Source organism: Anoxybacillus thermarum (assembly GCF_000836725.1).
Lineage (GTDB): Bacteria > Bacillota > Bacilli > Bacillales > Anoxybacillaceae > Anoxybacillus > Anoxybacillus thermarum.
Genome location: NZ_JXTH01000003.1, coordinates 25393 through 39459 on the forward strand (window position 1 = coordinate 25393; position 14067 = coordinate 39459).

A 14067-nucleotide genomic window follows, 5' to 3' on the forward strand; every position below is an offset into this window, starting at 1 on the left:
GTAGCTGTCATGATATGATGGAAAAAAGTGTGCTTTCACTTGGGGGGGATATGTTGTGAAAGCGGTTATTATGGCAGGGGGAAGAGGAACGCGGTTACGTCCGTTAACTTGCCATGTTCCGAAGCCGATCGTATCGATTATGAATAAACCTGTGATGGAGTATAGTATTGAGTGGTTAAAACAATATGGTATTACACATATTGCTGTAACTGTTGAATATTTAAGTGACGAAATTATTGAATATTTCGGGGATGGACAGCGGTTTGGTGTGCATCTTTACTATTTTGAAGAGGCGACGCCGCTTGGCACGGCAGGAAGTGTAAAACATGCGCAGTCGTTTTTAGACGATACGTTTGTCGTTATCAGCGCAGATACGTTAACGACGATCGATTTACAGCAAGCGATCGATTTTCATTTCTCCAAACAATCATTAGTTACCGTTCTTATGCACCACGAAGCGACTCCCCTTTCATACGGTGGAATTGTAACAGATCGACACGGGAAAATTATTCATTTTGTAGAAAAACCAAAATGGAATGAAGTATGTACCGACTTAGTGAATACAGGCATTTACATTTGTCACCCAACTATTTTTGATTATATGCCACAGCATCCACCTTACGATTTTAGTCAACATCTTTTTCCATATCTCGTTCAACACGAATATCCGATATACGGATGGCAAGCAGATGGATATTGGTCCGATATTGGCGTCATTGAGCAATATCATCAAACACATATCGATTTACTGAATCAACGTTTCGTTCCTTCTCACTATAAAGAAATTGCTCCTGCTATATGGGTTGGTAAAGGGGTTAAGATTGGGCAAGGGGTTAAATTAGAAGGACCGATCATGATCGGAGATGATGTACGTATTGATGACTACGCAACAGTTGAACCTTACACGGTCATCGGCCCACGTTCAGTGATTAGTAAATATGCATCGTTAAAACGATCTATTGTTTGGTCCGACGTATATATTGATCAACATAGTGAATTACGCGGGGCGATCGTTGCTAATGATGTATACATCGGCAAAAAAAATGAAATATTTGATTATGCGGTCATCGGAGCAAAATGTAAATTAGAAAATAAAGTGAAAGTGCAACATGAAGTGAAAATTTGGCCAAATAAAACAATTGCTGAAAAAACGAAAGTGAAACATTCGATTGTATGGGGGGAACAACATACGAAAACGTTATTCAGTGAACAAGGAATAAAAATGCGGGCATATATTGATGCCCATCCGCTATTTATAACGAGGCTTGCTTCCGCGTACAGTAGCCTATATGAAAAGGAAAGTCGTATATTAATCGGCTTTGATGCCCATCCATTTTCGAGATCAATGAGTATGTTATTTGCCGGGTGTTTACACATATATGGCATGCATACAAACATATATGAAGGCGGATATTTGCCAGCTTTTCGTTATATTGTTCCTCATAAACAGTATCATGGCGGTGTATTTATTACGATGAATGAACATGATGAAGTGATTGTTGACATCTATGATGAATATGGCTACCCGATCGATCGAGCGATGGAACGAGCTATTGAACAACAAATGAAGCATGAACATGCCTGTTATGTGTCATTGACACAAATCGGTAAAGCGATGAAACAAAAAGAAAAAGACGAATTGTACGTTCGAGCCTTACGACAATGGATTCCTTTTTCGTCATCGGAACAATGGAAAGTAGTCGTTTGTAGCTCGCCTTTACTGCGGGAAATCATTGAACATACACTTCAGTCGTTTGCCATTCAAGTCGTTTGGACAGATCATCAAGATGACGAACATATTCGCAGGCAAATTAAACGAGAGCACGCTCATTTTGGGATCGTATTTGACCGTTCAGGCGAACGTTTTCGAATTTTTGACGGACAAGGAACGGCATTGACGAATGAGGAAGTCATTTCATTGCACGTATTAGTATCGCTTTTATTTAGTGAAACGAAAAAAGTGGCTGTTCCCTCTTGGGCCCCATCGATGTTGCATACATTAGCGGAACGTCTATATGGGGACATTGTGTATGTCAAAGATGCCAGACGAGATTTTTTGTTTGCCCATCATCATGAGCCGTTTCATTTTTATTTTGATGGACTGTATGCGTGTGTGCAACTGTTCCATTTGCTAGCTATTGAACGTTGTTCTCTTCGAGCCGTTGTTTCGTCCATCCCAACGATTCATTTATCATGCCGCGATGTTTATTGCCCATGGCATGAACGAGCAGCTGTCATGCGCAAATTGTTAGAAGAATGTTATGACAAACATGTTGATTTTACAGATGGCATAAAAGTGTATCATGAAGATGGGGCATGGACACTCATTTTACCAAAGGTAGATGAACCGACGTTAACGATTTATTCCCAAGCGACAAACGCTCAAAAAGCAAAAGAATATACAAAATACTATATAAAGAAAATTCGGCAATATCAAAACGTATAAAATTCATATGGAAATTGTTTAAGAAAAATGATATGATGAGAAGGTGTGATTATAATACTTTTGTTTGGAGGGAAAGAACGATGCGTGTAAATATTACGTTAGCATGCACAGAATGCGGCGAACGCAACTATATTTCAACAAAAAATAAACGCAATAACGCAGAGCGCCTTGAATTGAAAAAATATTGCCCACGAGACAAAAAAGCAACAGTTCATCGTGAAACGAAGTAAGCAGTAGGATTTTTTTCCTGCTGCTTATTTTTTTATAAAACAGGGGGAAGGATAATGGATAAGAAACATTTACGACAACAAATGAAACAACGTCTCTTACATATGACAAAGAAAGAGCGGAAGAAAAAAGAGAACGTCATTCACGACGTATTATTTCAACAACATGGTTGGCAAAAGGCACACATGATCGGTATAACGATTTCAAGACAAATCGAAGTAGACACGATTTGTATTATTGAACGAGCGTGGCAAGAAGGGAAGAGAGTTGCCATTCCGAAATGCAATGTGACAACAAAACAAATGACGTTTCGTGAAATTCATTCTTTTCAACAAATGGAGCGCTCTTTTTTTGATTTATATGAACCGATTGTAGAAGAAACGAAAGAAGTACAAAAACATGAAATCGATTTGCTATTCGTTCCAGGCCTCGCTTTCGTTCGACGCGGATATCGTCTTGGCTACGGTGGAGGATATTATGATCGTTATTTAGTCGATTTTCCTAATGACACCCTTTCACTTGCATATGATTGTCAAATCGTTTCTACGTTGCCGATTGAAAAACATGATATTTCTGTAAAAATGATCATTACGAATGAAGGAATAATCATTTGTGAAAGCGAATTATAAAACAGAATAAGCGCTTTCATATTATACAGGAGAAAAAATTAACAAAATGTTAATAATTCATGCCTCATAAACTTTGTGAAACAGTGTACAATGTAAGTGTGAAACAGATAAACAATGCACATATTGTTGTAAAATGACATATACGAAAGGTGGAAGGAACATGTCAAATAAAGTAAATCGTGTTGTTTTAGTTGGAACAGGTTTTGTCGGTTCAAGTTATGCGTTTGCCCTTTTAAACCAAGGGGTGACAGAAGAACTCGTTCTTATTGACATTAATAAAGAAAAATCTGAAGGGGATGCGATGGACTTAAACCACGGTATGCCGTTCGCTCCATCGCCAACAAAAATTTGGTTCGGTAATTATGAAGACTGCAAAGATGCAGAAATTGTTGTGTTAACGGCAGGAGCAAATCAAAAACCGGGAGAAACACGATTAGATTTAGTGGAGAAAAACACGAAAATTTTCAAAAACATTATTGATCAAGTCATGGCGAGTGGATTTAATGGAATTTTTCTCGTTGCAACAAATCCAGTTGACATTTTAACATATGCAACATGGAAGTTTTCTGGCTTACCGAAAGAGCGCGTCATCGGTTCAGGAACGATTTTAGATACAGCTCGTTTCCGTTATTTGCTAGGGGAATATTTCGATGTCGATACACGTAACGTACATGCTTATATCATTGGAGAACATGGCGATACAGAATTGCCGGTTTGGAGCCATGCGTTTATCGGCTGCCGCCCAATTGCTGATATGATGAAAGAAAAACCACAATATAAACAGGAAGATTTAGACAACATTTTTGTGAACGTGCGAGATGCAGCGTATCAAATTATTGAACGCAAAGGTGCAACATATTACGGTATTGCCATGGGACTTGTTCGTTTAACAAAAGCAATTTTACAAAACGAAAATAGCGTGCTTACTGTTTCAGCTTACTTAGAAGGACAATATGGTCAAAACGATATGTACATTGGCGTACCGGCGATCGTAAACCGCGACGGTATTCGTGAAGTCGTCGAATTGCAATTGAATGAAGAAGAAAAAGAAAAATTTACTCATTCTGCAACGGTGTTAAAAGATGTAATGAAACGCGTTGGGTTGCAATAGGTTGTCTCATAACGAGGCAGCCTTTTTTATAATTTTAATGAGAAAAGGGAACGGTAAGCATGAGGAGGAGGGTGATCATATTGAATGGAAAAACATTGATCGCGACCTTAGCTGTAGTGCTTGTTCTTTATCGTTTTCGCTATCGGCTATTGAATGAAATTTTGAAACGGGAAGCAGTTCAAAAGCGAGTAGTTCAATGGGGAATGTCTATTCCGTTTATTCGCCAACGTCTTGTACCCACATTGTTTTTACAAAAGTACAAATAGTTGCGCTTTGTAAAAGAGTGTGGTAAAAGAAGGGTATGATAGCGAAGGGAGAGGGAAGGTTGAGCATTCGCTTTGACTTTGTATATTGGCAAATCATGTTTCAATTTTTGCAAGCGAACTATGAAATCGTGTATTTATCGCCTGATGAACGAGAAGTTTGGTTGCAGTCTACGCGTGAAAGAAAAGCACCAATCGTTCGTCTCGTTCGCACGGACATGGATTGGAGCGTATCGTTAAAAAATGATATGCAACGCGCCATGACTGCCGTTGATGAATGGCGGAGGCGGCAATTTCGCCGTCAACTTCAAGTCGTTAACATATATGTCATGATGGATCCTCCTGTTGACGATTGGGAACTGTACGTTCATCGCCCGTTAACGACTGAACGAGTACATATGAAAACATTTGTGATGCATATAAACAATATGTATGCCGTACTACATGAACTAAACATGTTGTTTCATCAATCATTGAAAGTATATGTACCTGACGATTCTCCGATGTTACAACACGAATTACAAACGTTTAAACAACACGTGTTATCGTTTGCTGAACGAATGTATGAAAATGAACGGAGCATATTTGAGCGCGGAAAAGCGAGATGGACATATGTATTTATTGCTTTACAAATCGTAATGTTTTTTATTTTAGAATGGAACGGTGGAAGTACAAATACGCGAACATTGATTGAATACGGCGCAAAATTTAACCCGCTCATTTTGCAAGGGGAATGGTGGCGCTTTTTTACACCAATCGTCTTGCATATCGGTTTTGTACACTTGTTTATGAATACGTTTGCATTGTACTATTTAGGTCCGCTCGTTGAAAAACTGTACGGTTCGCTTCGTTTTTTATTCATTTATCTTTTTGCTGGTTTTTCAGGTTCACTTGCTAGCTTTTTATTTTCACCGTCCGTATCTGCGGGAGCGTCTGGGGCGATTTTCGGATGTTTTGGAGCTTTGCTGTATTTCGGAAAGGCACATCCACATTTGTTTTTTCGAACAATCGGCATGAATGTGTTGACGGTCATCGGGATTAATTTAGCGTTTGGTCTCGTTGTTCCAACTATTGATAATGCCGGCCATATTGGCGGCTTAATCGGTGGATTTTTAGCTGCAAGCATCGTCCATCTTCCAAAAGAGCGTGCCCGTCTTGGACAATGGTTGGCTGCTTTGTTCACAGCGGTCGTTACGGCGATTTGTTTATATATTGGCTTTCAACGACCGCTAGCGGATCAAGCGCAACTCATTCTTTCGTTGTCAAAACAGTATATTGATGAACGGGAATACGGTGAAGCAGAACAAATGTTAACACTCATCAATGAACAAGATACGCAAGCATATAAAGCAGACTTTTTACGTGCATATATTCGTATTCAACAAAAAGATTACGATGCAGCGAAACAGTATTTATATGCTGCCGTCGAAAAAAACGACCGTTTTCATGAAGCGTTTTATTATTTAGCGTTATTGTATGCAGAAGAAAAAAATTATGAAAAAGCAAAACAAGCAGTAGAACGTGCATTGCGGATTTATCCAGACGATGAACAATATAAACAATTATTGTTTGAAATCGAGCAATTGCTTTAGTATGACAAGTTCTCCATCTGCTGCTTCTGTCACGACAAACAGCTTGCTGTAATCTTTTTTAATTAAAATAAGCGGAACGGTACTGCCGATTGGTGATTCGATCGAACCGTTCCTTTTTTTTATGCCTAAAAAATAATTTTTATATAATCCTTCCCATAAGTTTCCGATCATCGTTTCTGTTTCATTTGTTGTTAAATCTATAAATGGCTGTTCATTATATTGAACAAGCTCAGTTAAGTACAAATGGTAATAATCATCTTTTGACAAAATGCTCGCCATTTGGTTAGCAGCTTTGTTGACAATCGCTTGTGTTTGTTTATTTAACGCGCTTGCCCATGTTTTTTGTTCGTTTGTCTTCGGTTTGCGAAACGATTGAAGCGGTGCAAAGGATGAATCTATCACATACAATACATCTCCGCTCATTTTTTGACTGCTTCGAATATCATCACCGTTATGCAACTCTCCTTGATGGTATGAAATAGCTTGAAATAATCGACTTCCTTTTTGTTCGATTTGTTTTTGTTGAATGAGGTTTTTTCCGTTTTCTTTCCACTTTGATTGGACAGCAATAAGCCGCCCATTAGCAAATAACAAAGAAATATCTTGTCGTAAGTAGGCGGTTCGATCAAGCGATGAAGTGACGATCCAATCGATCATATAGCGCGTTTCTTTCTTTTTCGGATGCAACGATAATTTTGTTTGAGCCTCTGTAAAGCGAACAGTCGGGTCGATCGGAAAAAACATAATCGTCTCACGAGCCGGTCGCTCAAACGTTTGGATGATAACCACAAATACAAACAGCAATATAAATAGTGAGAATAGACGTTTCATCTCATTCCTCCGGTCAAGCTTACATTTATAAAAAATGTATGTGTGCATAAAAGGAAATATGTATGAATGTATGTCGATATGTCAAAGATGGATGGTAGTAAATGTAAGGTGGGTGATCGGAATGAATCGAGTATCTTCGCGTCTTTCAGAAAACGTTTCATATATGAAAGAAAAGCTTGGAGTCGGGAAAAGTTTTGATGTTATTTATTTAGACGTGCATTATGCCGGAAAAGATATGGCATTATTTATGATTGATGGATTTGTCAAAGACGATATTCTCCATTACTTAATGAAATTGTTGTCCGAATTACCGGATGGCTCGTTAGATGAACAACCGTTACATAAATTATTAAGAACACATCTTCCATATGTTGAATTAGATCAAACAGATGATTTTGAAAAGGTCATTGATGGCGTGCTTGCAGGGCCGACAGCTTTGTTTGTAGATGGAATGGCAAAGGCGATTTTAATTGATGCACGCACATATCCAGTACGCGGACCGCAAGAACCAGATATGGAACGTGTCGTTCGGGGGGCACGTGATGGATACGTGGAAACAATTGTATTTAACACGGCATTAACGAGACGGCGAGTACGCGACCGTTCATTACGGATGGAATATATGCAAATTGGCCGCCGTTCAAAAACAGACGTATGTGTTTGTTATATTGAAGATATTGCTAATTCGACGATTGTGGAAGAAGTAAAACAGTCATTAGCGAAAATTGATACAGACGGTTTGCCGATGGGAGAAAAAACGGTGGAGGAATTTATTTCAGGCCGACACTTTAATCCGTATCCTGTCGTTCGATATACAGAAAGGCCAGATACAGCCGCCGCTCATTTATATGAAGGACACGTGCTTATTTTTGTTGATGGGTCTCCGAGCGTATTAATTACACCAGCCACGTTTTGGCATCATTTACAACATGCAGAAGAATACAGAAATAAGCCGATTGTTGGCGCGTATTTGCGCTTCGTTCGTTTTCTTGCGGTATGGTTATCTATTTTTTTATTGCCGCTTTGGTATATGTGGATGAAAACGCCAGAACTCGTTCCACACGCTTTATCGTTCGTTGCAAAATCAAGTGAAGGGAACATTCCGTTGTTTGGGCAAATATTGCTCATCGAATTTGGGCTAGATATGTTGCGGATGGCAGCTATTCACACTCCATCTGCCTTAGCTACAGCGCTTGGGCTCGTTGCTGCGTTAATGATTGGTGGAATTGCGGTGGAAGTTGGCTTATTTTCTAACGAAGTCATTTTATATTTTGCGATGGCAACGATCGGGACGTTTGCGACACCGAGTTATGAGCTTGGGTTAGCCAACAGGCTCGTTCGGCTTGCATTGCTCGTTGTGACAGCGTTGTTCGGCGTCATTGGCTATGTAGTTGGAATTACTGTATGGTTAATGATGCTTGCGCGCATGCAATCGTTTGGTGTCCCGTATTTATGGCCGTTTATTCCATTTTCGTATCGTGGAATGCGCGATGTGCTTATTCGCTCTCCGATTCCGTTAAAAAATCGTCGTCCAACGGTCTTACATCCAAAAGATCCAGATCGGTAAAAGTGTGAAAAATATCACAAAGTCATTGTTCGGTTCTTGACGACCTTTTGTTTTCCTTATACATTTAGAATATGTAGATTGAAAATGCTTATATGCATAGGTGAAGAAAATGAAATCCGTATACGATGTGCAACAGTTGTTAAAAAAATATGGAACGATCATTTACGTCGGTGATCGCCTTGCTGATTTAGAATTAATGGAAGAAGAAGTAAAAGAATTGTTTCAAGCGCAGCTCATCGACGTGAAAGATTACCAAATGGCGCTTCTCATTTTGCGCCATGAAGCGCAAATTGAACGAGAAAAAAGAGAAAAAGGGATGAAAGAACAATGGAACAATGGTTAGTCGGTGTAGATTTAGGTGGAACGACGGTAAAATTAGCGTTCGTCAATATGTATGGGGAAATCATTTGTAAGTGGGAAATTCCTACAGATAAATCGGAACAAGGGAAACATATTACAACACATATTGCAAAAGCGATTGATGAAAAGTTGCGCGAATTAGATGAATCAAAAGAACGTCTTGTCGGTATTGGCATCGGTGCGCCTGGACCAGTCAACATGGCGACAGGAGACATTTATGAAGCGGTAAATTTAGGTTGGAAAAACTTCCCTCTTAAAAACCGGTTAGAAATGGAAACAGAACTTCCTGTCATTGTTGATAACGACGCTAATATTGCAGCAATCGGAGAAATGTGGAAAGGAGCGGGCGAGGGCGCGAAAAATTTAATTCTCGTTACGCTTGGCACAGGCGTCGGTGGCGGTGTGATTGTAAACGGTCAAATCGTGCACGGCACAAACGGTGCTGCCGGGGAAATCGGTCATATCACTTCCATTCCTGAAGGAGGAGCACCTTGTAATTGCGGCAAAACAGGATGTTTAGAGACGATCGCTTCAGCCACAGGCATCGTCCGCATTGCGACAGAGCGGCTACAACAGACGGACGAACGAAGCCGTTTGCGTGATGTATGGAACGAAACAGGAGCCATTACTGCAAAAGATGTGTTTGATGCGGCGAAAGAAAACGATGCATTGGCGCTACGAATCGTTGATGAAGTGACATTTCATCTCGGCTTAGCACTCGCTAACTTAGCAAACGGTTTAAATCCAGAGAAAATTGTCATTGGAGGCGGTGTTTCCAAAGCGGGAGATTTGTTGGCGCAAACGGTTGCTCGCCATTTTAAACGTTTTGCGTTTCCGCGTGTCGCTGAGGCTGCCGACATCGTCATTGCTACACTTGGAAACGATGCAGGCGTGATCGGTGGGGCATGGCTAGTAAAAACAAATATAGTGTAAAAACAGACGAGAAATCGTCTGTTTTTTTGTCGAAAATTTGTCGGTAAAAAACGTCTTGCATTTTCATAAGAAAAGGTGTAAAACAGTCATATGTGGATGCGCGACTTTTCTATTATATCGTCTATCGTTTAAGAAACAGTTGCTTTTTTGTTAAGAAAGTATTAATATTGTCTTTGGTTAAGATAAAAAAATGTAAAAAAACGGATGTTCCTCATGCAGCATAGAATAAGCATCGGATGTGAGTGGGTTAAAGGAGGGAGAGCATATGAAAAATTACCGTTTCGTTCTTTTAACGGTATTGCTTTTATGGTTGAAGACGTATTTAGTTTATAAAAATAGTTTTGATATAAAAATTGAGTCATGGAAGCAGGAGTTCATTTTATTTATTAGTCCATTAAGCTTCCTGTTATTTATTTTTGGGCTTGCTTTATTTATGAGCGAAAAGCGACGGAATCGCTATATTGTGATCACAAGCTTTATCGTTTCATTCGTTTTGTATGCGAACGTCATGTTTTATCGCTTCTTCAGTGACTTCATTACCATTCCTGTGTTGTTCCAAACGAACAACATGGGCGACTTAGGAAATAGCGTATTCGAATTAATGAACGTTTCTGACATGTTCTTTTTCCTCGACGTTGTGTTGCTTGCTTGGATGGCGTATAAAAAAGTATCGATTGCACAGTATGTGCCAGCGACAAAACGATTTCGCCGCACATATTTTATTGCAACAATAGCCCTAGCTTTATTTAATTTAGGGTTAGCGGAAACAGAGCGTCCAGAGTTATTAACGCGCACGTTTGACCGCGAAATGTTAATTAAAAACTTAGGTATATACAACTACCATGTGTATGATATTATTTTGCAGTCGCGTTCAAAAGCGCAGCGTGCATTAGCGGATAGTAGTGAATTAGCAGATATTCAAAACTATATTAATGCGAACGAAAAGGCGCCGAATAAACAATTGTTTGGTATTGCGAAAAATCGCAACGTCATCATCGTTTCGATGGAGTCGTTACAAAGTTTTGTCATTAACAACACTGTAAATGGACAAGAAATTACGCCGTTTTTAAATGACTTTATTAAACAAAGTTATTACTTTGATAATTTCTATCATCAAACAGGACAAGGAAAAACATCTGATGCGGAATTTCTCATTGAGAACTCGTTATACCCACTTGGTCGTGGTGCGGTCTTTTTCACACACGCGACAAATGAGTATAACGCAACGCCAGAAATATTGAAAAACTACGGTTACTATTCAGCTGTATTTCATGCGAATAATAAAAGTTTCTGGAATCGTGATGTGATGTATCAATCAATGAAGTATGATCGTTTCTTCTCGATGACGGACTATCAAATTACGGAAGAAAATTCAGTTGGTTGGGGTTTGAAAGATATTCCGTTTTTTGAACAATCTGTGGAGCATTTAAAAACGTTGCCACAACCATTTTATACAAAGTTTATTACATTAACGAACCACTTCCCGTTTGAATTAGGGGAAGAAGATAAAATGGTTCCAGAGTACACATCAAATAGCCGAACGTTAAACCGTTATTTCCCAACGGTTCGGTATATGGATGAGGCGTTAAAAGTATTTATTGAGAAGCTGAAAAAAGAAGGATTGTATGAAAATTCCATCATTATTCTTTACGGAGACCATTACGGTATTTCGGAAAACCATAATAAAGCGATGGCTCAATATTTAGGCAAGGATGAAATTACGCCATTTGATCATGTTCAGTTGCAACGTGTTCCGTTCATCATCCATATTCCAGGTGTGACAGATAAAAAACCGAAAGTGATTTCAAAAGTGTCTGGACAAATTGACGTGAAGCCGACATTGCTTCATTTGCTAGGCATTGATACACGCAATCAAATTCATTTTGGTGAAGATTTATTCTCAAAAGATAAACTTGATTTCGTCGTTCTTCGTGACGGTAGTTTTGTGACAAAAGATTATGTATATACGAAAAACGCATGTTACGATAAAAAAACAGGAACAGAAGTCGATGCATCCTATTGCGAGCCGTATATGGAGAAGGCGCGGCAAGAGCTTGATTACTCTGACAAAATTGTATATGGCGACTTGTTGCGCTTCTACAATAAACAACAAGAAAATAAACAATAAGCTAGCTCTTAAGATAGGGCTAGCTTTTTTCTTTTAGCTAGCTATACATACGGACAAATGTATCGTTCATACAATACAACAAGGGGGAGAGAGCGATGTACGATTTTTCGACATTGATGCGTGATATCGAACAACTGCAACATCATTCGATTGTTCGTATACATGAAATTGGACGAAGTGTGCTACACAAACCGATCATTGAATTGCAAATTGGCGAAGGAGAAACATATGTGCATATGAACGCGTCGTTTCATGCGAATGAATGGATCACATCAGCAGTTGTGATGGCGTTTGTACGTGACTATGTGCAAGCATTAAAGAATAAACAACATCTTTGTGGATATGATGTACAATCATTGTATAAAAAAACGACGTTATCGATTGTGCCGATGGTCAATCCAGATGGGGTCGATCTTGTGCTACATGGAAAGAAAGCGGCTCAACATTATGAAGAAGAAGTGTTGCGCATCAACGAAGGAAGCGAAGATTTTTCACAATGGAAAGCAAACATTCGGGGGGTAGATTTAAACAATCAATTTCCTGCAAAGTGGGAGATAGAGAAAGAAAGAAAAGTTCCGAAAGCCCCTGCTCCCCGCGATTTTCCTGGTTTTTCTCCGTTAACAGAACCGGAAGTGCAAGCGATGGCAACGTTGACAATGGAGCGTGATTTTTTAAAAGTATTAGCTTTTCATACGCAAGGAAAAGAAATTTATTGGGGATATGAACAATGTGAGCCACCCGAAGCGGAAGAAGAAGTGAATGAATTTGCGAAGTGGAGTGGTTATGTACCTGTTCGGTATATTGACAGCCATGCAGGATATCGCGATTGGTTTATTTTCAATTGGAAGCGATGTGGGTATACAATTGAGCTTGGCGAAGGGGTCAATCCGCTTCCGTTTTCTCAGTTTCATTCTATTTACAATGAAAGCATCGGTATTTTTATGACCGCTCTTGCTCGTACGTAAAAAGACGCCGATACGTTGGCGTCTTTTTAATGGGCAACTGGATATCCGTGATGAATAACAGTCATAATTGTAAACCAACCGAATACGGCAACTGTTCCGATCCCTAGCAATACGCCAAGGAAATTTTTCTCGCGAAACGAACGAATGACACCGTAAGCAGCGAGCAATGTGACTAACGTAAAAATCACGACTAAAATAATTCCTGTTGGCATAACTTCCCCTCCTTATGTACACCGATTATTCCTTTTTCATTGTAATCGTTTTTGTTACGTTTGTCGAGGTGCAAAACGTATGTTGTTCGTGTACAATGTGAATAGAATATACAGAAAGTGAGGAAAATGAGATGAAGTGGGAACGTATTCCTTTAGGTCCATTGCAAACAAACGCGTATGTGCTTGTTCATGAAAATGGGACATGTTTAATTTTTGATCCAGGTAGCGAAGGAGAAAAATTAATTCAACATATTGCGGCAAACCGTTGGACACCGTTAGCTGTGCTGCTTACACATGCTCATTTTGACCATATTGGAGCTGTGGACGATGTAAGAAACCGATGGACCATTCCTGTATATGTACATAAAAAAGAACAACACTGGCTTACGGATCCGATGAAAAATGGCTCTTTATTATTTATGGGAGAAACGATCATTGTAAACGAAGCTGACGTGTTGCTTGAAGAAGAGCAAACATTGACGATTGGTGATTTCTCGCTTCAAGTGCTTGAAACACCGGGACATTCCCCAGGTAGTGTATCGTACTACGTAGAAGATGCTCAAGCGATCGTGTCAGGAGACGTATTATTTTCAGGAAGCATCGGTCGCACCGATTTACCAGGAGGAAATTACGAACAGCTGTTGCAAAGCATACATCGCCAGCTTCTTGTTCTTCCTGAAGAAACGGTTGTGTTATGTGGTCATGGTCCAGAAACAACGATCGGGGCAGAGATGGATACGAATCCGTTTTTGAACGGTTTTTAGGCAAAAAAAATCCCTTCTCTATACAGAGAAGGGGGTTT

General features: G+C 39.5%; 14 protein-coding genes. 12 read left to right on the top strand and 2 right to left on the bottom strand.

Annotation, left to right across the window (positions count from 1 at the left end; all coding sequences use genetic code 11):
- The first annotated feature begins 55 nt into the window (after positions 1–55).
- The 6 genes from LH47_RS01160 (at position 56) to LH47_RS01185 (ending at position 6269) form a co-directional block, all read left to right on the top strand.
- Complete coding sequence (locus tag LH47_RS01160; RefSeq protein ID WP_043963998.1) at positions 56–2446, top strand: sugar phosphate nucleotidyltransferase; 2391 nt, start codon at positions 56–58, stop codon at positions 2444–2446.
- Between the two features lie 80 nt (positions 2447–2526).
- Positions 2527–2676, top strand: a complete 150-nt coding sequence (gene rpmG / locus LH47_RS01165) for a 50S ribosomal protein L33 (protein WP_021095202.1) — start codon at positions 2527–2529, stop codon at positions 2674–2676.
- A 54-nt stretch (positions 2677–2730) separates the two neighbouring features.
- Positions 2731–3303: a 5-formyltetrahydrofolate cyclo-ligase gene (locus LH47_RS01170; RefSeq protein ID WP_043964001.1), complete on the top strand. Its 573-nt coding sequence runs from the start codon at positions 2731–2733 to the stop codon at positions 3301–3303.
- Positions 3304–3463: 160 nt separating this feature from the next.
- Complete coding sequence (locus tag LH47_RS01175) at positions 3464–4414, top strand: L-lactate dehydrogenase (protein ID WP_043964002.1); 951 nt, start codon at positions 3464–3466, stop codon at positions 4412–4414.
- Between the two features lie 80 nt (positions 4415–4494).
- Positions 4495–4680, top strand: a complete 186-nt coding sequence (locus LH47_RS01180) for a hypothetical protein (protein WP_043964003.1) — start codon at positions 4495–4497, stop codon at positions 4678–4680.
- Between the two features lie 35 nt (positions 4681–4715).
- Complete coding sequence (locus LH47_RS01185) at positions 4716–6269, top strand: rhomboid family intramembrane serine protease (protein ID WP_052585000.1); 1554 nt, start codon at positions 4716–4718, stop codon at positions 6267–6269.
- On the opposite strand, the gene LH47_RS01190 is transcribed toward LH47_RS01185, so the two are convergent.
- The gene (locus tag LH47_RS01190) at positions 6240–7100 is read right to left on the bottom strand and encodes a hypothetical protein (RefSeq protein ID WP_043964008.1); all 861 of its coding nucleotides are present in this window, start codon (positions 7098–7100) and stop codon (positions 6240–6242) included. The two genes, LH47_RS01185 and LH47_RS01190, sit on opposite strands and share 30 nt — an antisense overlap.
- Before the next feature lie 121 nt (positions 7101–7221).
- Between LH47_RS01190 and LH47_RS01195 the strand changes: the two genes are divergently transcribed.
- From LH47_RS01195 to LH47_RS01215, 5 genes are all read left to right on the top strand, one after another.
- Positions 7222–8667, top strand: a complete 1446-nt coding sequence (locus LH47_RS01195; RefSeq protein ID WP_043964009.1) for a spore germination protein — start codon at positions 7222–7224, stop codon at positions 8665–8667.
- A 109-nt stretch (positions 8668–8776) separates the two neighbouring features.
- Entirely contained in the window at positions 8777–9010 is a 234-nt protein-coding gene (locus LH47_RS01200; RefSeq protein ID WP_009373964.1) for a YqgQ family protein, read from the top strand.
- The gene (locus tag LH47_RS01205; RefSeq protein ID WP_043964010.1) at positions 8995–9960 is read left to right on the top strand and encodes an ROK family glucokinase; all 966 of its coding nucleotides are present in this window, start codon (positions 8995–8997) and stop codon (positions 9958–9960) included. Before LH47_RS01200 ends, LH47_RS01205 begins: the two co-directional genes overlap by 16 nt.
- A gap of 265 nt (positions 9961–10225) precedes the next feature.
- On the top strand, positions 10226–12088 hold the full coding sequence (locus LH47_RS01210; RefSeq protein WP_043964011.1) for an LTA synthase family protein: 1863 nt from the start codon (positions 10226–10228) through the stop codon (positions 12086–12088).
- A gap of 95 nt (positions 12089–12183) precedes the next feature.
- The gene (locus LH47_RS01215) at positions 12184–13053 is read left to right on the top strand and encodes a M14 family metallopeptidase (protein ID WP_043964013.1); all 870 of its coding nucleotides are present in this window, start codon (positions 12184–12186) and stop codon (positions 13051–13053) included.
- A gap of 26 nt (positions 13054–13079) precedes the next feature.
- Here LH47_RS01215 and LH47_RS01220 read toward each other — a convergent pair whose 3' ends face one another.
- Positions 13080–13265 (bottom strand): DUF2759 domain-containing protein, encoded by a 186-nt coding sequence (locus LH47_RS01220; protein ID WP_043964015.1) that lies wholly within the window; start codon positions 13263–13265, stop codon positions 13080–13082.
- A 131-nt stretch (positions 13266–13396) separates the two neighbouring features.
- Between LH47_RS01220 and LH47_RS01225 the strand changes: the two genes are divergently transcribed.
- Complete coding sequence (locus tag LH47_RS01225) at positions 13397–14029, top strand: MBL fold metallo-hydrolase (RefSeq protein ID WP_043964017.1); 633 nt, start codon at positions 13397–13399, stop codon at positions 14027–14029.
- Positions 14030–14067 lie beyond the last annotated feature (38 nt).